17 protein-coding genes are annotated in these 18,150 nt (G+C 62.7%); 9 read left to right on the top strand and 8 right to left on the bottom strand.

The annotated features are described in order from the left end of the window. The first annotated feature begins 61 nt into the window (after window positions 1-61). The 3 genes from ABIE33_RS04625 (at window position 62) to ABIE33_RS04615 (ending at window position 2,827) form a co-directional block, all read left to right on the top strand. A complete protein-coding gene (locus tag ABIE33_RS04625; RefSeq protein ID WP_429121958.1) occupies window positions 62-478 on the top strand; it encodes an MAPEG family protein in 417 nt (138 codons plus the stop codon). Window positions 479-782: 304 nt separating this feature from the next. Further along, entirely contained in the window at window positions 783-1,811 is a 1,029-nt protein-coding gene (adhP, locus tag ABIE33_RS04620) for an alcohol dehydrogenase AdhP (protein ID WP_429121955.1), read from the top strand. A 140-nt stretch (window positions 1,812-1,951) separates the two neighbouring features. Continuing rightward, a complete protein-coding gene (locus ABIE33_RS04615) occupies window positions 1,952-2,827 on the top strand; it encodes a dienelactone hydrolase family protein (protein WP_429121952.1) in 876 nt (291 codons plus the stop codon). Window positions 2,828-3,050: 223 nt separating this feature from the next. Here the strand turns inward: ABIE33_RS04615 and ABIE33_RS04610 are convergent, their stop codons facing one another. Continuing rightward, window positions 3,051-4,001, bottom strand: a complete 951-nt coding sequence (locus ABIE33_RS04610) for a LysR substrate-binding domain-containing protein (protein ID WP_025426032.1) — start codon at window positions 3,999-4,001, stop codon at window positions 3,051-3,053. 208 nt (window positions 4,002-4,209) lie between these two features. Between ABIE33_RS04610 and ABIE33_RS04605 the strand changes: the two genes are divergently transcribed. Then, window positions 4,210-4,506: a DUF1127 domain-containing protein gene (locus ABIE33_RS04605; RefSeq protein WP_429121949.1), complete on the top strand. Its 297-nt coding sequence runs from the start codon at window positions 4,210-4,212 to the stop codon at window positions 4,504-4,506. A 353-nt stretch (window positions 4,507-4,859) separates the two neighbouring features. Here the strand turns inward: ABIE33_RS04605 and ABIE33_RS04600 are convergent, their stop codons facing one another. The 6 genes from ABIE33_RS04600 to ABIE33_RS04575 form a co-directional block, all read right to left on the bottom strand. After that, complete coding sequence (locus ABIE33_RS04600; RefSeq protein WP_429121947.1) at window positions 4,860-5,687, bottom strand: DUF937 domain-containing protein; 828 nt, start codon at window positions 5,685-5,687, stop codon at window positions 4,860-4,862. A gap of 92 nt (window positions 5,688-5,779) precedes the next feature. Next, window positions 5,780-7,153, bottom strand: coding sequence for a glutamate--cysteine ligase (locus tag ABIE33_RS04595; RefSeq protein WP_429121944.1), 1,374 nt, complete (start codon window positions 7,151-7,153; stop codon window positions 5,780-5,782). A 145-nt stretch (window positions 7,154-7,298) separates the two neighbouring features. Continuing rightward, a complete protein-coding gene (locus ABIE33_RS04590; protein ID WP_429121943.1) occupies window positions 7,299-8,036 on the bottom strand; it encodes a 16S rRNA (uracil(1498)-N(3))-methyltransferase in 738 nt (245 codons plus the stop codon). A 13-nt stretch (window positions 8,037-8,049) separates the two neighbouring features. Beyond that, entirely contained in the window at window positions 8,050-9,555 is a 1,506-nt protein-coding gene (locus ABIE33_RS04585; RefSeq protein ID WP_429121940.1) for an inorganic phosphate transporter, read from the bottom strand. Between the two features lie 114 nt (window positions 9,556-9,669). Beyond that, entirely contained in the window at window positions 9,670-10,176 is a 507-nt protein-coding gene (locus ABIE33_RS04580; RefSeq protein ID WP_429121938.1) for an NUDIX hydrolase, read from the bottom strand. Window positions 10,177-10,381: 205 nt separating this feature from the next. Then, window positions 10,382-11,170 (bottom strand): FadR/GntR family transcriptional regulator, encoded by a 789-nt coding sequence (locus ABIE33_RS04575; RefSeq protein WP_429121935.1) that lies wholly within the window; start codon window positions 11,168-11,170, stop codon window positions 10,382-10,384. Between the two features lie 185 nt (window positions 11,171-11,355). Here ABIE33_RS04575 and ABIE33_RS04570 point away from each other — a divergent pair, with 185 nt between their 5' ends. Further along, window positions 11,356-12,630: a DUF3422 family protein gene (locus tag ABIE33_RS04570; protein WP_025426040.1), complete on the top strand. Its 1,275-nt coding sequence runs from the start codon at window positions 11,356-11,358 to the stop codon at window positions 12,628-12,630. A 3-nt stretch (window positions 12,631-12,633) separates the two neighbouring features. Here ABIE33_RS04570 and ABIE33_RS04565 read toward each other — a convergent pair whose 3' ends face one another. Next, a complete protein-coding gene (locus ABIE33_RS04565) occupies window positions 12,634-13,530 on the bottom strand; it encodes a LysR family transcriptional regulator (protein WP_429121933.1) in 897 nt (298 codons plus the stop codon). Window positions 13,531-13,636: 106 nt separating this feature from the next. Between ABIE33_RS04565 and ABIE33_RS04560 the strand changes: the two genes are divergently transcribed. The 4 genes from ABIE33_RS04560 to glcF all read left to right on the top strand — a co-directional run bounded on the left by ABIE33_RS04560 (window position 13,637) and on the right by glcF (window position 18,114). Further along, a complete protein-coding gene (locus ABIE33_RS04560; protein ID WP_429121930.1) occupies window positions 13,637-15,076 on the top strand; it encodes an FAD-linked oxidase C-terminal domain-containing protein in 1,440 nt (479 codons plus the stop codon). Then, on the top strand, window positions 15,073-16,284 hold the full coding sequence (gene glcE / locus ABIE33_RS04555) for a glycolate oxidase subunit GlcE (RefSeq protein WP_429121927.1): 1,212 nt from the start codon (window positions 15,073-15,075) through the stop codon (window positions 16,282-16,284). Before ABIE33_RS04560 ends, glcE begins: the two co-directional genes overlap by 4 nt. 33 nt (window positions 16,285-16,317) lie before the next feature. Next, window positions 16,318-16,698 (top strand): DUF4870 family protein, encoded by a 381-nt coding sequence (locus ABIE33_RS04550; RefSeq protein ID WP_429121926.1) that lies wholly within the window; start codon window positions 16,318-16,320, stop codon window positions 16,696-16,698. A 120-nt stretch (window positions 16,699-16,818) separates the two neighbouring features. Further along, window positions 16,819-18,114 (top strand): glycolate oxidase subunit GlcF, encoded by a 1,296-nt coding sequence (gene glcF, locus ABIE33_RS04545; RefSeq protein ID WP_429121923.1) that lies wholly within the window; start codon window positions 16,819-16,821, stop codon window positions 18,112-18,114. Window positions 18,115-18,150: the final 36 nt, after the last annotated feature.

Genomic DNA, 18,150 nt, shown 5'->3' with positions numbered 1-18,150 from the left:
GTGAGGCGTCGTCAGGCGCCCTTGTTTTTCCTGAGTTGATTGTTCGCGTGGAGTAAGAGCGATGACGGGCTTCGAGATTTTCTGGCCGATGGTGGCGCATGTGCTGCTCGTTTTCGTCCTCTACGCGCTTCTGTCGTTCCGCCGTGTCGGCCTTGTGCGCGCGGGCAAGGTGCAGGTCTCGCAGTTTCGTGAGAACCGGGATGAGCCGACCGAAAGCCTGGTCGTTCGCAACAGCATCGCCAACCAGTTCGAACTGCCGGTGCTTTTCCACGTCTGCTGCGTGCTGCTCTACATCACCGAGGCTGATAACATCGTCTCGCTGGGGCTCGCTTGGCTGTTCATTGCCTCGCGCTATCTGCATGCCTTCGTCCATGTCACCAGTAACCGTATCCGTTATCGCCGGCCGCTGTTCATGGCTGGCGTGGCGACGCTTGGTGGCATGTGGATCTGGCTTTCCGTCTGGATGGCGATGAGCTGACGACTGCATGTCTCCTGAAGTCGTCGCCGGTTTCAGGACAAAACATCTAGCAATCCTGAGCGCTCCAGCGGCCCTTGCGCATCTCAAAAGACACGCGGCGTTATGGACCTCGTGCCGCTCCGACACGACTGGCGCAAATCTGCGACACTTTCGAAGATGATCTTCGCGCTTTGATGCGTATCAAACGCCCGTCACTACTTTGCGGATAGTCTCGCCGTTGTTAGCGTAACCCTGTCGCTGGCGCCTTGCGCGCTCGGCGGCCGGCCCTTGCGCCGACGTCGAACAGACAGCATCGGAGATCGATATGACCGCAACGATGAAAGCCGCCGTGGTGCGCGAATTCCGCAAGCCGCTCGTGATCGAGGAAATGCCGATTCCGGAGCCCGGTCCCGGCCAGGTGCTGATCAAGTTTCAAGCGACCGGCGTCTGCCATACCGACCTGCACGCGGTGAACGGCGACTGGCCGGTAAAGCCCAATCCGCCGTTCATTCCGGGCCATGAGGGCGTCGGTTATGTCGCCAAGGTCGGCTCCGGCGTCAAGCGGCTGAAGGAGGGCGACCGCGTTGGTGTACCCTGGCTGCACACCGCCTGTGGTGGCTGCACGCCGTGCCGGACCGGCTGGGAAACGCTCTGCGGCAGCCAGCAGAACACCGGCTATTCCGTCAACGGCACGTTCGCAGAATATGGTCTCGCCGACCCGGATTTCGTCGGCTGCCTGCCTGATAAACTCGAGTTCGGCCCCGCAGCGCCCATCCTTTGCGCCGGCGTCACGGTCTATAAGGGTCTGAAGGAAACGGAAGTGCGCCCCGGCGAATGGGCGCTGATCTCCGGCATCGGCGGCCTTGGTCACATGGCGGTGCAATATGCCAAGGCCATGGGCATGCATGTCGCAGCCGCAGACATCTTCCCCGACAAGCTGGCGCTGGCCAGCAAGCTTGGCGCTGATCTCGTCGTCGATGCGCGCGGCAAGGATGCGGTCGAGCAGGTGCAGAAGGCGACCGGCGGCGTGCATGGCGCCCTGGTGACGGCCGTAGCACCGAAGGCAATGGAGCAGGCCTTCAACATGCTTCGCTCCAAGGGAACGATGGCGCTGGTCGGTCTGCCGCCGGGCCAGATGTGCGTGCCGATCTTCGATACGGTGCTGAAGCGCATCACCATCCGCGGCTCGATCGTCGGGACCCGGCAGGATCTCGAGGAATCGCTGGAGTTTGCCGGCGAGGGCAAGGTTGCCTCCCACTTCACCTGGGACAAGATCGAGAACATCAACGCCATCTTTCAGCGCATGGAAGAGGGCAAGATTGACGGCCGCATCGTCCTTGATCTCAACAGTTGATCGACCTGTCGCTGAGCGGCTCCTCGCCACTCACACGCGGTAACGCAAGTTTGTATGTCCGATACTGCCCGCTGACCTATTCTGTCGCGGGCGGTATTCCGTTGGACTGCCGCAGAGGAGAAAAACCGAAGGAGGCCGTCATGAACAAACCTGTCATTACGCAGGCAATGATCGACGCTTACGACGAGTACACCCACCTTAGTCTGGATCGCCGCCGTTTCATGGAAACGCTGACGGCGCTTGCCGGCTCTGCGGCGGCCGCAGCGACAATCGCCCCCCTGCTTGCCGCCAGCAGCGCCAAGGCTGAAATGATCGCAGACAGCGACAATCGCATCGTCGGCGAGGACATCTCCTATCCCGGCGCCGACGGCGACATGAAGGGCTATCTGGTTCGCCCGGCAAACATGACCGGAAAGCTGCCGGCCGTCATCGTCATCCACGAGAACCGCGGGCTCAACCCGCACATTCGCGATGTCGCCCGCCGCATGGCGCTTGAGGGCTTCATCGCGCTTGCACCGGATTTCCTGTCGCCATCGGGCGGCACTCCGACCGACGAAGACCAGGCACGCGAGATGATCGGCGCGCTCGATGCCGGCGAAACCAATGCCGATGCTGTGGCGACAGTAGCGTTTCTTGAGCAGCATGCGCAGTCGACCGGCAAGGTCGGCGCCATCGGCTTCTGCTGGGGTGGCGGGCTGGTCAATCGGCTTGCGGTCAGCGCACCCGATCTCAAGGCGGGTGTCGCCTATTATGGCGCGCAGGCCAAGACCGAGGACGTGCCGAAGATCAAGGCGGCGCTGTTGCTGCACTATGCCGGCCTCGACGAACGCATCAATGCGGGCATCGACGCGTATCGCAAGGCGCTGACGGACAATGGCAAGGACGCGACGATCTATGTCTATGACGGCGTCAACCACGCCTTCAACAATGATACGTCGGCCGCCCGTTATGACAAGGCCGCAGCCGACCTCGCCTGGAGCCGCACCGTGGAGTTTCTGAAGGCTAAGCTCGCCTGAGCGGCGCCCGCCATCAGGCGGCCTCGGCAACATCGTCGGGCGTCAGCCCGCACAGTTTAAGCTGGTCCATCCGGACAACGAAGCCGATATGATCAGCACGGCTGCCGAACAATCGGCAGGGGCACGGCAGGGACCAGATGGCCCCTGTCTCCTGGTCTCTGCATTGAAAAAGGCCGCGCGTCCCTTGGGATGCGCGGCCTTTTTTTGATCAGCTTGGAAATGTTTACCAGCCCGGAAGCATGTGGCTTTGCCGCAGACGCGGATAGCGCGGGAAGCCCTTGATATCGCCATCGATGTCGTCGTTAACGGTGATCGGCGTGATGTTGTCCAGGCAGGCGGTGATGTGGTTGGTGATGGCGTTCGACAGCGACGGCGAGAGACCCGGCCGCTTCATGATGCCGATCTGCACCGGAGCGAGCGCCGGAAAGCCGTCGGCAAGCGTCAGCACCTTCATGCCCGGACGCAGCGCCGATTCCGGCAGCACCGAAACCGCCATGCCGGCGAGCACGGCGGCTGCGACCACGGTCGAGGACCAGCTGGTGAACAGGATCTGGTATTCCTTGCCGGTCGCATCGAGCGCAGCACAGGCGGCCTGCCGCCACTGGCAATCGCGTCGGCCGACCGCGAGCGGGATCGGGGCATTTTCCGGCAGCGGATGGTTGATCGAGCTGACCCAACACAGCGGCTCGGTGCGCACCACGTCAGAGGCCCGCGCACGCGGATTGTGCGTGACCAGCGCGATGTCGAGATCGCCCTTCGCCATCTTCTCGGCAAGGTCCACCGAAGGTTCGCAGATGATGTAGAGCTCGACGTTCGGATGCGTCTTGGCGAACCGTACGATGATCTCCGGCATGTAGCGGTCGGCATAGTCGTCGGGCGTGCCGATGCGCAGCGTGCCTTCCAGCCGATTGTCGTCGAAGGAGGCCATTGCCTCGTTGTTGAGGCGGATCATCCGGCGGGCGAAATTGAGCAGCCGGTCACCCTCGACGGTCAGGCGGTTGCCGCGACCGTCCTTCATGAACAACGGCTTGCCGATGCGTTCTTCCAGGCGCCGCATCTGCATGGATACGGCCGACTGCGTCTTGAAAACCCGGTCGGCGGCTTTGGTGAAGCTGCCCGTGTCGGCGATCGCGACAAAGGTTTGCAGCTGATCGATGTCAAGCGGTGCGGACATGGCCGTGATACACCCATAAGATTGTTTGATGAATATCATTAAAAACATTCGTTGGACTGATCAATAAGGATTTGCGATCTATGAGGGGCAAATTTCATTGATCCCGGCCGGCAAGGTTGCCGGCGATTCCCAACTTCCCTGGCCCACCCCTGCGTTTGACTTCGCGCAGGGGACGGGTCTCTTCGTGCCTGAAAAAAGGAGTACCGTCATGCGCACGACCGACCACGTCATCGATCTCGACCTCGTTGCAGGAAAGCAGTCCTATGCCTCCCGCGCCGCTGGCGTTGTCGGCGTGATGACGGCTGCATGGCGCCTGTTTCGAAGCCGATGCCAGATCGCGCGCCTGAATGAGCTGGATGACCGCCAACTGCTCGATATGGGGCTACGGCGCGAAGATGTGCACGAGGCGATCACCTCGCCCTTCTTCGACAATCCCGCCAGCTACCTGACGCGTGCGTCGCGAAACCGCGTGAGCCTCTTCTACAAGGGGATCCGCCACGATTGATTTCCCCATGGCGCGTCCCGCCGCTTGAGATGCGCCAGTCGAGCATGATCCGCGCAAGCTGCCGCCGACGCGGGTCATGCTACGAATTTTAAAAGTTTCGGTGCTGCTGCCTCTATCGCGCGCCCAAACGTTCCCCGCAGGGTAGAGCCAATAGACCCTGCCGCTTGGCCCGGTACATGAACCAAGACATGTACCGGGCCTTTTTCTTTTCAGCGGATGTCGGATAGGTGAGGCGCGCGTCCTAGAGCGCTCCCGGCTTAGCCGGGGTGGCAGAAGCGCTCTATCTCTTTGTTTTTACGCATTTCCTGGCGGAGAACCGCTCCGCACTTTTCCTGGAAATGCTCCAGCCTGGCTCAGGTCTTATCACCAGTGCCGGTCTTGTAGCTGTCGAACAGCGCCTCGATGTTCTTCTGATATTCCTTCTGCATCTCCAGCCCGCTGTCGAACATGCTGTTCATCATCTGCGAGAACTGGGCGACGGCAGGGTTGTCCGCAGCCGGCTTGGCGGTCGCGCCGGCGCCAGTCTGCATCATGTCCTGGAACGCCTTCATGAACGGATTGTCGGCAAAGAAGTCGGGCGCCTTGGTCGCCTCCTCCTTCTTGCCGGCACCGAAGAAGCCCTGCATCGCCTGCGTAAAGGGATTGTCAAAGGGGTTGGCTTGCGGCTCAGGCTTCTTGGCAAGGCCGGTCGCCTCCATCCATTGCTGCATCATCGTCGCCATCGGATTGTTGGCAAAGGCGCCGTTCGCTCCGGCGAACTGGCCCGTCGCCTGCTTGAACAGCCCGCCCATCAGCGTATCGGCCATGGCCGGCAGCATCTGCTTGTAGATCTCCTGGCTGATGCCGGTGACCTGGGCCGCCTGGGCCGCGATCGCGCGCGACATCTCCTTGGAGCCGAAGAGCTGGCCGAGGATGCCGTTGCCGTCGGCCATGCCCTGCGGCGTGAACGCCTGGCTCACATCCTCGAAGTATTTGGCATAGTTGCCGCTGGACATCGCCGTCAGCAGCGCGCCAAAATCGTAGGGGTTTGTGGTGTTGCGCTTGAACGCGGCGGAAAAGGCCGGAAGCAGTGCTGCTGTGGCCTTGGCCATCTGCTCCTGGGCCAGCCCGAATTGCCGGGCCATCAATTCCGTGGCCTGTCCGTTCTGCGCCTGCGTGAACATGTCAAAAAGCGGTGCCATCCCCGGTTCCCTTCGGCCAAACGACGCATGTCGTTGCACTATAACGGGAAATCCGGGGCTGGAAACCGCTTTTTAATCGAAGGCTTACGGTCTCAGTATTGGTACTCGGCAAAGACCGGATCGACCGAACCGTTCCAGCGGCCGTTGTAGAGCGACAGCAGATCCTCGGCGAGCGTTGCCTTCTTGGCGAGCACTTCGTCGAGTGGCGCCAGGAACTGGCTTTCGTCGATGCCGTCGCCGTTCAGCCGGTTGCGTCGCTTCAGGCCGCCGCGTGAGATCGAAACGACTTCGCGGGCGATATCGTAGAGGCTGCCGGCACGGAATTTTGCGTTGAGCGCCTGGGCGGGCACTGCGTCACGCAGCGCGCCGACCTCCTCGAAGGTCCAGTCGCGTGTGAGCGCTTCTGCGGCCGCGAGGGCGTCGCCATCGTAAAGGAGGCCTACCCAGAAGGCAGGCAGCGCGCAGATCCGCCGCCAAGGACCGCCGTCGGCGCCGCGCATTTCCAGGAAGCGCTTGAGGCGAACGTCGGGGAACAGTGTCGAGAGGTGATTGGTCCAGTCGCCCATGTTCGGCTGCCAGTCGGCGATCTCGCCCTTGAGCGCCCCGGCCATGAACTGGCGGAAGGTAACATGGGTACAGTCGTGATAGTGGTCGTCGCGAACGACGAAATACATCGGCACGTCGAGAGCCCATTCGACATAGTCGGCAAATCCGAAGTCGGGCTTGAAAGCCGAGGGCAGCAGGCCGGAGCGCTGGTTGTCCGTGTCGCGCCAGATATCGCCGCGCCAGGACAGGAGCCCGTTCGGCTTGCCGTCGGTAAAGGGTGAGCTTGCAAACAGGGCCGTCGCCAGCGGTTGCAGCTTCAAGGACACCTGCATCTTGCGGCGCATGTCCTCTTCCGAAGAGAAGTCGAGGTTCACCTGGATCGTGCAGGTGCGATACATCATGTCGAGGCCCTTGGTGCCGACCTTGGGCATGTAGCGGCTCATGATGCCATAGCGTGATTTCGGCATGCGTGGCGTTTCGTCAAACGTCCATTTCGGGCTGCCGCCGATGCCGAGGAAACGAATGCCGAGCGGCTCTGCCACTTCACGCAGGACGGCGAGATGCTGGTTCGATTCCTTGCAGGTCTGGTGCAGGTTTTCGAGCGGCGCACCGGAAAGCTCGAACTGGCCGCCCGGCTCCAGAGAGATCGCCCCGTTGCCGGAGTGCTCGGCAAGGCCGATGATGTTGCCCACGTCGACGATCGGTTCCCAGCCGCTCTTTGCAGCCATGCCATTGAGCAGCGCCTGGATGCTGGCGTCGCCGAAATAGGGCACAGGGCTGTTATCCGCCTTAAAGAAGGCAAACTTTTCGTGCTCCGTTCCGATCCGGAACCGCTCCTCCGGCTTCGAACCCGCCGCGAGATAAGCGGTCAGGTCAGCGACAGAGGTTACCGGCGTCTGGTCGGTGGTATCTCGGGCCATGAGCGTCTTCTTTTGCTTGAGCGGTTCCCGCCGGTCAGCGGAAGTGTTGGTGGCTGCTTGAACCGTAATCAGGTGCGGTGCAAGTCAATTTCTTTCAAGATCTATTCAAAAAAAGTATGCGCCGCGCTTGCGTGCAGGCGACCGGTTAGTGCCAATCACCGACCGTTGCCTGTATGACGGCCATGGCCGCAACCGCTGCGGTATCGGCCCTGAGAATGCGGGGGCCAAGCGGAATAGCGGTGACGAAATCGAGACTGCGCAGCAGGCTCCGCTCACTATCGGAAAAGCCGCCTTCGGGCCCGATCAACAGCGCCAGCTTCTTCTCCTTGATGCCGTTGAGGATCGGCAGCGGATTCTGGCTGTCGCTGCCTTCGTCGCAGAAGATGATGCGGCGATCCGCGGGCCAGCCTTGCAACAGGTCTTCAAGCCGGCGTGGCTCCTCCACACTGGGAATGCCGAGCACGCCGCACTGTTCTGCGGCTTCGATGACATTGGCGCGCACCCGGTCGAGATTGCCGATCTTGCCCTGGACATGTTGTGTCATCACCGGCTGGAGCACGCCGGCCCCCATCTCGACGGCCTTCTGCACGAGATAGTCGAGGCGGCCGACCTTGAGCGGCGCAAAGAGATAGACGAGATCGCACGGTGCCGGCTGCCGGCGGGTCTGTTCGACGGCGGTCAGGATCAGGCGTTTTTTGCTCGCAAGCGAAAGCTCGGCCCGCCACTCGCCGTCGCGCCCGTTGAAGACGAGGATGGAGGCGCCTTTCTCGTAGCGGAGCACGTTGATCAGGTAGTTGAACTGCTCCTTGGTCGCTTCCTGCCCGGAGCCGGCCAGAAGAGGGTGCTCAACGAAAAGTCGCTGCATGCGGAAATTGGCGCGCATGTGGAATTCACCTTCACATGAAAATGGCGGAAAGAACGAGATAGACGACGGCGGAAAGCAGGGCCGATGCCGGAACGGTGATGACCCACGCGGCGACGATCGTCAGGAAATGCGAGCGGCGCACCAGGCGGCGGCGGCGGACCTCTGCAAAGTTGGTTTCAGCCGATCCCATGAAGTCTGCGTGCCCGGTTTTCTGACGGACATATTCCAGGCGACGCTTCGAGTGCCGGGTATACCATTCGCGGAAGAAGCCGACGCCGAACACAGCGCCGACCGCCGTATGGGTCGAGCTGATCGGCAGGCCGAAGGCCGAGGCGAGCAACACTGTTACGGCGGTTGCCAGCGCAACGCAGAAGGCGCGCATCGGATTGAGGCGGGTGATTTCCTGGCCGACGACGCGGATCAGGCGCGGGCCGTAGAGCAAAAGGCCCAACGATATGCCGATGGCACCGATGGCAAGTTCCCAAAGGGGTGTTGGCGATCGCTGCGTCGTGATGACGCCGTCGAGAGCGGAAACGATTGCCGACAAGGGCCCGATGGCGTTGGAGACGTCGTTGGCACCATGAGCGAAGGAAAGCAGGGCGGCGGCCAGGATCAGCGGTGCGCGAAACAGCTTGCGCAGCGACTGGTTGCGGTTGTCGAGCCCCTCAGATTGCCGGTGGATCCACGGCTTGCTGAGGAAGTAGACGATGATGCCGACGACGAAGCCGAGCCCCAGTCCGGATGTCAGCGAGATCGCGGCAACCTGAACCAGCGCGATGACCGCGAGATAGGCTGTGAAACTGCCGGCCGTCACCCCGAGAAGCACCGGCATCCAGCGCCGGGCCGATGCAATCTTGTCCTCACGGTAGATGATGAATTCCTTGAGAAACGCAAGGATGGCAGCGGCGATGCCGCCGCCGAGGATTGGAGAAATCGACCAACTGGCGGTGATGCCGGCAAGCGACCACCATTGCACGCTGGAGACGCCAGCAGCGGCGATACCTGCGCCGACGATGCCACCGATGATCGAATGTGTCGTGGAAACGGGTGCGCCGGAATAGGTGGCGATATTGATCCAGACGGCCGATGAGGCGAGTGCCGCCATCATCACCCAGACGATCGTCTCAGGGCCGAGAATATGTTCGCCGTAGATGATGCCCGCCTCGACGGTCAGCGTTACCTGACGGCCGGCCAGCATGGCGCCAGCGATTTCGAAGATGGCGGCGATCGTGAGCGCCGTCACCATCGACATTGCCTTGGCACCGACGGCTGCGCCGACGTTATTGGTCACGTCGTTGGCGCCGATGTTCATCGCCATGTAGCCGGCGATAGCGGCGGCGGCGATAATAATCGGCGCTGTTGCCGAGTTCGTCACGAAGCTTGCGGCGAATGCCATGCTCAGCAGGAGGAACAGGAGGGCCAGGCCAGGCGCTGCCAGGCCACGCATCACCTGCTGCGACGCCTCCTCGGCAAGGCTGAACTTGTCGAGGTCCTTGTCGAGCGTTTGCTTTTCAAGGCGCATGCGCGGCTTTGGCAATGGTGATCTCCCTTTTCACCATGGCCACTACTGCCACCGCGAAACGCTTTCAAGCGGAATTGATGATGTCTGCAAAGCTGTGCAAGAGGCGGCGAAAGATATCGCCTGCTCCGGCTAGCCGTTGACGGCCTTGGGCGCCGGCGAGGGCGGTTCGGCCACGCGGCGGCCGAAGGCGAGGATAAGCTCCTTCAGTGTCGGCTCTGCGACGCGGCTGGCTGCCTCCTCGCAGCTGACCCACTCCAGCTTCCGCACGCCTTCCTCTGGGAAGTGCTTGCAGAGATCGTCTACCTCGAGGGCATGGACCTGAACCTTGACCGAAATCTTCAGACCGTGATCCATGCGCTTCTTGTAGAGATAGAAGCCGGCCGGTGCCTTCTGCACCCGACCCTTGACGCCTGCCTCTTCATAGGCTTCGCGTTCGGCCACTTCGTGGGCGCGCTTGCCCTGCATCGGCCACCCCTTGGGAATGACCCAGCGGCCGGTATCACGGCTGGTGATCAGGAGAATCTCGAGCGCCCTGGACTTCTTGCGAACACGGAAACAGAGCGCTGCATATTGCATGCGCGCCGGTCGACGCAGCATAAGCTGCACATCGGATGCGAGCCGGTTCAGGAAGTTCAAGGTCGTTTGCTCTCCTCTTAGCGAATCAGTGTTCGTTGGACGTTCCCGCCAGTATGCCAGCGTCGCGTTGCGTGTAAACGTCGCACCGCGTCGGCTGCCGGATATGCGGTCAGCTTCGCTGCAAACTGTGGTCCCGATGCGACAGAATATGGTGTCTTCGCGCCGGGATTGCCAGCAAGGCGGCAACCGGGCGTTGGTCCGGGCTTCAGCTCGCCTGATCGCGTTGCTGAAGGCGCAGCCGGGCGATGCGCGCCCACTCGCCGGTGCGCTCCGCCTCGCGGGTCGAGGCGGCGACAAAATCGATATGGCTCTGGGCGGCGGCCTTGGCCGCTTTCGGGTCTCCGGCCATGATCGCGTCATAGATCGCCTCGTGCTGCGAAAGCAGCCGGTCGCGGGCGCCCGGCGCATCGAAGACCGAATTGCGGTGAAAGAATATCCCCTGCGTCAGCAGCCGATAGCAGGCGCGCAGCGTGTGCATCAGGATGATGTTGTGGGCGCTTTCGCCGATCGCCTGGTGCAGCTCGACGTCGGAGGCCAGCTCGTCGTTGAAATCGCCATCGTGGTGCGCGGTTCGCATGCGCTCGATGATGCGCGTGAGGATATCGCGGTCGAAATCCGTGGCGCGCGTCGCGGCCAGTTCCGCCGTCAGGCCTTCGAGTTCGCGGCGATATTCGAGATAATCCTGCGTCGCCTTGTGGTGGCGCCCAATCAGCTCGATCAACGGCTTGGAGAAGACTTCGCCGACGACATCGGCAACGAAGGTGCCGCCGCCGTGGCGGCTCTCGACGAGGCCGCGCGTCTCCAGTTCCTTCAACGCTTCGCGCAGGATCGGCCGCGACACGTCGAAGCGCTTCGACAGCTCCCGTTCGCCCGGCAGCCTATCGCCGTCGCGCAGGATGCCTTCGAGAATGAGAAGCTCGATCTGTTGGACGACCTCGTCCGCAGTACGGCTGTGGCTGATGCGGGCATAGAGGTCGATCTGGTCTTCGGTCACGCTTGGGTCTCCCATGCGCCGCAATCTAGGCATCGGCAGTCAACTGGTCAATTTCCTTGTCCACTTCGCCGACCCTCACTTGCTGGGCCTGACAAAAGTCAAACTGCGGCAATGCGTCCTTTTGCTTTTGCTCATTCGGTTGATAAGAAAGTCATGATGAACGCGTGAGGGGGATAAAGCGCTTCATGGCAAAGGGAAGTTTTGCATTTCCGGTAGCGCCGATGCGAGCGCAGGCACTGGGCGAGGTCCATTCGCGGCCTTACGCCCTGGTGGCGACGCCGCGCGTGATCTTTCAGCTCGCCTTCATGACCGAGGGCGGCTCGATCGTCGATCATGCCGTTCTGTCGGAATTGTCCCGCTCGCGCGGCATCGCCCCGCCCGGGCGCGACGCCAACCACCATGCCATGGCCTGGGGGCAGGGCACGTTGCGCTGGGAACGGCATACGGAATTTTCGACCTATTTCTGGGATGGCCCGGCGCCGGAACATTTCGGCGGCGAGGTGGCGATCCACCCCTTCGGCGACGGCTTTTCGCCACCCGGCTCGCTCATCTCAGGCATTCGCCTCGAGATCCGCGCCGATTCGCCGGAGACCCGCGAAGCGATCAAGGCCTTCGACCCGACCAGCCTCTGTTACAGCGAGACGAAAAACGGCCAGGCGATCCTCGTTACCGATTTTCGCCAGAACGGCGACGGCCTGACGCAGATCCTGGTGATCGACCGCGGCATGACCGAGGCCGGCACTGGTGCGCTGATCCAGCGCCTGCTTGATATCGAAACCTACCGCACCCTGGCGATGGTCGGCCTGCCGCTGGCGCAGTCGTTGTCGCCGGAGATCCGCCGCACCGAAGACGGCCTGACGGCGATCACCCAGCGCATGAAGGAGAACGTCCGTGAAGAGGCGGACGACATGCTTGCGGAGATCACCCGGCTCGCCGCCGATCTGGAGGCAGGTGCGGCACTCAGCCTCTACCGCTTCGGCGCCAGCCGCGCCTATTACGGCATCGTCCAGGAGCGCATCCGAACCCTGGCCGAGACCGCGGTCCCTGGTTACGAGACCATCGGCACCTTTCTCGAGCGCCGCCTGGCGCCGGCAATGCGCACCTGCCAGTCGGTGGAGGAGCGGCAGGCGAACCTGTCGCGCAAGCTGGCGCGCGCCACCGCGCTCCTGCGTAGCTGGGTCGATGTCGAATTGGAACGGCAGAACAGCGCGCTTTTGAATTCGATGGACCGGCGTGCAAAGCTGCAGCTGCGGCTGCAGCAGACCGTCGAGGGCCTGTCGGTCGCCGCGATCTCCTATTACGTCGTCGGCCTGTTCGGCTATCTCGCCAAGGCGGTCAGCCATGAGCTGCCGATCGATCCCGGTCTGTTGACCGGACTTGCGGTTCCCTTCGCCGTCGCCGGAGTCTGGCTCATCGTGCGCCGTATCCGCCACCATCACGGCGACGGCGAGCACAAATAGCGCCTATTGCTCCCAATAGGGGACCGGCCCGTAAAGGGTGGCGAGATAATCGATGAACAGGCGCACCTTGGCCGGCAGGAACTGGCGGCTCGGATAGACGGCCGAAAGCGTCAGGTTTTTCGACCCTTCCCATTGCGGCAGCACCTGTACCAGCTGGCCGCTGCGCAGTTCCGGGCCGATATCCCAGGTGGAACGCAACGCGATGCCGGCGCCAGCGATCACCGCCGCCCGCACGATCTCCGAGGAATTGGTCACAAGCGGCCCTTCTGGGTGCCAGACGAGCGACCCCTCCGGTCCCTCGAGCTTCCAGTTGTCGTTGTTGTGGGCGGGCAGGCAGAAATGCTTGGCGAGGTCGCCGATCTCGTTCGGGGCGCCGTTTCGGGCGATGTATTCGGGCGACGCGCAGAGCAGCCGGCGGACCGGTGCGAGCTTGCGCGCCACCAGGCTCGAATCGGTCAGCTCACCGATGCGCACGGCCATGTCGAACCCTTCGGCGACGATATCGGTGAAGTCGTCGGTGAGCACGATGTGCAGCTTGAGGTCCAGATGGTCCTTCATGAAGCCGGTCAGATGCGGGGCGATATGCATGCGGCCAAAGGAGGTCGGCGCCGAAATGCGAAGCACACCCTGCGCCTGCGACGAGCGTCCCGAGGCATAGGCCTCTGCCTCCTCGATGCCCGTCAAGATGCCGAGGACGCGGTCGTAGAAGCCCTGGCCAGCCTCGGTCAGCGAGATCTGCCGGGTGGTGCGTTGCAACAGGCGCGTGCCCAGCCGATCTTCCAGCCGCTTGATCCGCTTGGAGATGACCGCCGGCGAAAAACCGAGCGCCCGCCCGGCGGCCGACATGCTGCCGGAGGAAACGACGCGTGCAAAGATCTCAAGATCGCCTAAATTCGTCATCAATCGTTGCCACTGTTTCCGAAATGGAAAAGCTCAATAGCATTTGCGAGGGGGCTATCCTAGTGGTAAAGAAAATGAACCAATTGACATGTGGGCGGAGGAACTGATGGCGGAAACGATCGGCTTTCTGCAGCCAAGGCCAGCCGTCATAGCCCGCAGCCGCGAGATCGCCGCTGACCTCGCAGACCTGCTGCCATCGGGCTGCCTCATCAGCGACGAGCGAGGATTGAAGCCGTTCGAGACCGATGCCTTCATCGCCTATCGCCGCATGCCGCTCGCCGTTGCCCTGCCTGAGACGACCGAACAGGTCGCAGCCGTGCTTAGATATTGCAGCCGCTACGGCATTCCCGTCGTGCCGCGCGGGGCCGGCACGTCTCTTTCCGGAGGCGCGATCCCGCAGGAAGATGCTGTCGTGATCGGGCTTTCGAAGATGTCGCGCATCCTCGATATCGACTTCTTCAACCGCACGGCGACGGTTCAGGCCGGTGTGACCAATCTCAATATTTCCGAGGCCGTCTCCGCCGACGGCTTTTTCTACGCGCCGGATCCGAGCTCGCAGCTCGCCTGCACCATCGGCGGCAACATCGGCATGAATTCCGGCGGCGCCCATTGCCTGAAGTACGGCGTCACCACCAACAATCTGCTGGGGGTGAAGATGGTGCTGTTCGACGGCACGATCATCGACCTCGGCGGCAAGGCGCTCGATGCCGCCGGCTATGACCTGCTCGGCCTCGTCTGCGGCTCGGAGGGCCAGCTCGGCATCGTCACCGAGGCAACCGTGCGGCTGATCGCCAAGCCCGAGGGCGCCCGCCCGGTGCTGTTCGGCTTTGCCTCGTCCGAGGCGGCCGGCGCCTGTGTCGCCGACGTCATCGGTTCGGGTATCATCCCCGTCGCCATGGAATTCATGGACAAGCCGGCAATCGAGATCTGCGAAGCGTTTGCCCATGCCGGCTATCCCCTGGATGTCGAGGCCCTGCTGATCGTCGAGGTGGAGGGCTCGGAAGCCGAGATGGATGCGATGCTGGCAAGCATCATCGACGTTGCCCGCCGCCACGGCGTCACCACCATCAAGGAAAGCCAGTCGGCGCTCGAGGCGGCGCTGATCTGGAAGGGGCGCAAATCGGCCTTCGGCGCGACCGGACGCATCGCCGACTATATCTGCATGGACGGCACGGTGCCGCTCAGCCAGCTATCGCATGTTCTGCGCCGCACCGGCGAGATCGTCGCGTCCTACGGCCTGCGCGTCGCCAATGTCTTTCATGCCGGCGATGGCAACATGCATCCGCTGATCCTCTACAATATCAACGACCCCGAAGATGCGGCGCGCGCCGAAAGTGCGGGCAATGATATCCTGAAGTTGTGCGTCGACGCCGGCGGGTGCCTGACCGGCGAACATGGCGTCGGTATCGAGAAGCGCGATCTCATGCTGCATCAGTTCACCCAGACCGATCTCGATCAGCAGATGGCGGCGCGTGCCGCCTTCGATCCGCAATGGATCCTGAACCCGTCCAAGGTCTTTCCGCTCGAAGGACGCCCCGCCGCATGATCGTGCATTTCGAGCCCGCGAGCGAAGAGGGGATTGCGACCGTCGTTCGGGCGATGGCCACTGAGCGGGCATCGCTTGCCGTCATCGGCGGCGGCACGCGATCCGGCCTCGGCAATCCCGTGCGCGCCGACCGGGTGCTGTCCACCCGTCGCCTCACCGGTATCATCAGCTACAACCCGGCGGAAATGACCGTCAGCGCGCTCGCCGGCACGCCGCTTGCCGAGATCGAGGCGGCCCTTGCCGAAAACCGGCAGATGCTTTCCTTCGAGCCGATGGACCATCGCCCGATCTTTGCAACGACCGGTGAACCGACGATCGGCGGGGTCTTCGCGGCGAATGTCTCCGGGCCCAGGCGCATCATCGCCGGTGCCGCCCGCGACAGCCTGCTCGGCGTCCGTTTCGTCAATGGCAGGGGCGATGCGATCAAGGCCGGCGGCCGGGTGATGAAGAACGTCACCGGCCTCGATCTGGTAAAACTGCTGGCGGGCTCCCACGGCACGCTCGGAATTCTGACCGAGGTGACCTTCCGCGTGCTGCCGAAGCCGCCGGCCTCTGAGACCGTCGTGGTATCCGGTTTGAACGACGCCGAAGCGGCGGCGGTAATGGCGGAAGCCATGGCGCAAACGGTCGAGGCTTCCGGTGCGGCGCATCTGGCCGAGAGCGTGCGCGGCCGGTTCATCGGTGGCGCCCTGCCGGATGGTGCGGCAACCGTTCTTCGGCTTGAGGGCCTGCAGGCTTCGGTCTCGATCCGTGCGGAAAAGCTGTCGAAGGCACTCGAAAGGTTCGGTGCGGTATCGCGGCTCGATGCGGAGCAGTCGGCGGTGCTCTGGTCGGAGATCCGCGATGTGAAACCCTATGCGGACGGCACGGATCGGCCGCTTTGGCGCGTCTCGGTCGCGCCTTCCGCTGGCCATCAGCTGGTTGCGGCCTTGCGCCTGCAAACGGGTGTCGATGCCTTCTATGACTGGCAGGGCGGGCTTGTGTGGCTGCGCATGGAGGCCGATCCCGAGGCAGCGCTGGTGCGCCGCTATATCAAGGCGCTCGGCGGCGGACATGCGAGCCTCGTTCGCGCAAGCGACAGCCTTCGCGCGACCATTCCATCGTTCGAGCCGCAACCGACGCCGGTGGCGCTATTGAGCGAACGCGTCCGGGAAAAGTTCGATCCGCAGCGGATCTTCAATCCCGGCCGGATGCAGGCCGTCTCGTGACACACGGGGAAATGACGAGACAGGGAGGTATCGATGAGTGACAATGGTCCGCAGGCTCCGCTTCCCAGAGAAACCGATCGCTGGCTGGAGCCCGGGAAGGTCAACGTCCAGGTCATCTATGTGCTCTATCTCGTTGCCTTCGCCGTCGGGATCACGTCTGTCGTCGGTGTCGTGCTCGCCTATTTCAACCGCGGCAAGGGTGCGCCCTGGGTCCAGACGCACTATACCTGGGCGATCCGCACGTTCTGGATCGCGCTGTTGTTTGGCGTCATTTCAGCGCTGCTGATGGTGTTGCTGATCGGGTTTCTAGGGTTTATCGCCACTGCGGTCTGGATCGTCGTGCGCTGTGTCGTCGGCCTGCAACGTGCCGCCCGCGAAGAGCCGATCAGCAATCCGGAAAGCTGGATGATCTAAAACATGTCGCGCAGCGGTTTGCGATAGCGACATGCGAAAACAAGAGCTTGAAGTGCCGCAGGCGATCCTGAAGGGTCGCGATGCGCGTCAGGGGCTGGGCCCCGATACTGGAGTAGCCGCTTGCAAACCAATTTTACGCCCGCGCAGCTTGCCGATCCGCATGTGGCCGAATCCGAGGCCATTCTGCGCAAATGCGTGCATTGCGGTTTTTGCACTGCCACCTGTCCCACCTATGTGACGCTCGGCGACGAGCTCGACAGCCCGCGCGGACGCATCTATCTCATCAAGGACATGCTGGAGAACAGTCGGCCGGCCGACACGGAAACCGTGACCCATATAGATCGCTGTCTGTCCTGTCTTGCCTGCGTGACCACGTGCCCGTCGGGTGTCGACTACATGCATCTCGTCGATCACGCCCGTGTCCATATCGAGAAGACCTACAAACGGCCGTTGAAGGACAGGCTGGCCCGCGCGGTGCTCGCGCAGGTTCTGCCCTATCCCGCGCGTTTTCGCCTCGCCTTGAAGGCGGCCGCTCTCGGAAGGCCCTTTGCCAAGGTTCTGAAACGGGTGACCGCCCTCAAGACCTTCGGCGTGATGCTCGACCTGGCGCCGAAGGCGGTGCCGGAGCCTTCTGCGACAGCGATACCGGGCACCCACGCCGCCAGCGGCAAACGCGTCGGCCGCGTCGCGCTGCTGAACGGTTGCGCGCAACCGGTGCTGAAGCCGGAGATCAACGAGGCGACCATCCGTCTCCTTACCCGTCTCGGCATAGAGGTGATCGTCTCGGCCGGCGAGGGCTGTTGCGGGGCGCTGGTGCATCACATGGGCCGGGAAGATCAGGCGCTCGACGCGGCGCGGCGCAATGTCGATGCCTGGCTGAGCGTGGCGGACGAAGGTAGTCTCGATGCGATCATCATCACCGCATCCGGCTGCGGCACGACGATCAAGGATTATGGCCACATGCTGCGCCTCGACCCCGCCTATGCGGAAAAGGCAGCAAGGGTCTCGACCATGGCGAAGGACATCACCGAATACCTGTCGACGCTCGACCTTCCGGTGCAGGATCCGCGCGGCATGACGGTTACCTATCATTCCGCCTGTTCGATGCAGCATGGCCAGAAGATCACACTGGCGCCGAAGCAGCTGTTGAAGCAGGCGGGTTTCGTCGTGCGCGATCCGGCAGAAGGCCATCTCTGTTGCGGCTCGGCCGGCACCTACAACATTCTGCAGCCGGAGATTTCGCAGAAACTCAAGGCCCGCAAGGTCAGGAACCTCGCCGCGACGAAGCCCGACGTGATCGCCACCGGCAATATCGGCTGCATTACCCAGATCGCGACCGGCACCGCGATCCCGATCGTCCACACGGTCGAACTGCTTGACTGGGCCTATGGCGGAGCGAAGCCGGCCGGACTGTGAAACGAAAAATGCCGGCGCCATGGCGCCGGCATTCCT

This window comes from Ensifer sp. 4252, assembly GCF_050434565.1.
Taxonomy (GTDB): Bacteria; Pseudomonadota; Alphaproteobacteria; order Rhizobiales; family Rhizobiaceae; genus Ensifer.
This window is presented reverse-complemented; position numbering and strand designations above follow the sequence as displayed.

Coding starts and splice junctions, on each gene's coding strand:
- ABIE33_RS04595 (WP_429121944.1), bottom strand. CDS start 7,153: ATGGCCCGAGATACCACCGACCAGACGCCGGTAACCTCTGTCGCTGAC.
- glcE (WP_429121927.1), top strand. CDS start 15,073: ATGATCGTGCATTTCGAGCCCGCGAGCGAAGAGGGGATTGCGACCGTC.
- ABIE33_RS04605 (WP_429121949.1), top strand. CDS start 4,210: ATGCGCACGACCGACCACGTCATCGATCTCGACCTCGTTGCAGGAAAG.
- ABIE33_RS04590 (WP_429121943.1), bottom strand. CDS start 8,036: ATGCGCGCCAATTTCCGCATGCAGCGACTTTTCGTTGAGCACCCTCTT.
- ABIE33_RS04560 (WP_429121930.1), top strand. CDS start 13,637: ATGGCGGAAACGATCGGCTTTCTGCAGCCAAGGCCAGCCGTCATAGCC.
- ABIE33_RS04600 (WP_429121947.1), bottom strand. CDS start 5,687: ATGGCACCGCTTTTTGACATGTTCACGCAGGCGCAGAACGGACAGGCC.
- ABIE33_RS04625 (WP_429121958.1), top strand. CDS start 62: ATGACGGGCTTCGAGATTTTCTGGCCGATGGTGGCGCATGTGCTGCTC.
- adhP (WP_429121955.1), top strand. CDS start 783: ATGACCGCAACGATGAAAGCCGCCGTGGTGCGCGAATTCCGCAAGCCG.
- ABIE33_RS04570 (WP_025426040.1), top strand. CDS start 11,356: ATGGCAAAGGGAAGTTTTGCATTTCCGGTAGCGCCGATGCGAGCGCAG.
- ABIE33_RS04565 (WP_429121933.1), bottom strand. CDS start 13,530: ATGACGAATTTAGGCGATCTTGAGATCTTTGCACGCGTCGTTTCCTCC.
- ABIE33_RS04550 (WP_429121926.1), top strand. CDS start 16,318: ATGAGTGACAATGGTCCGCAGGCTCCGCTTCCCAGAGAAACCGATCGC.
- ABIE33_RS04615 (WP_429121952.1), top strand. CDS start 1,952: ATGAACAAACCTGTCATTACGCAGGCAATGATCGACGCTTACGACGAG.
- ABIE33_RS04610 (WP_025426032.1), bottom strand. CDS start 4,001: ATGTCCGCACCGCTTGACATCGATCAGCTGCAAACCTTTGTCGCGATC.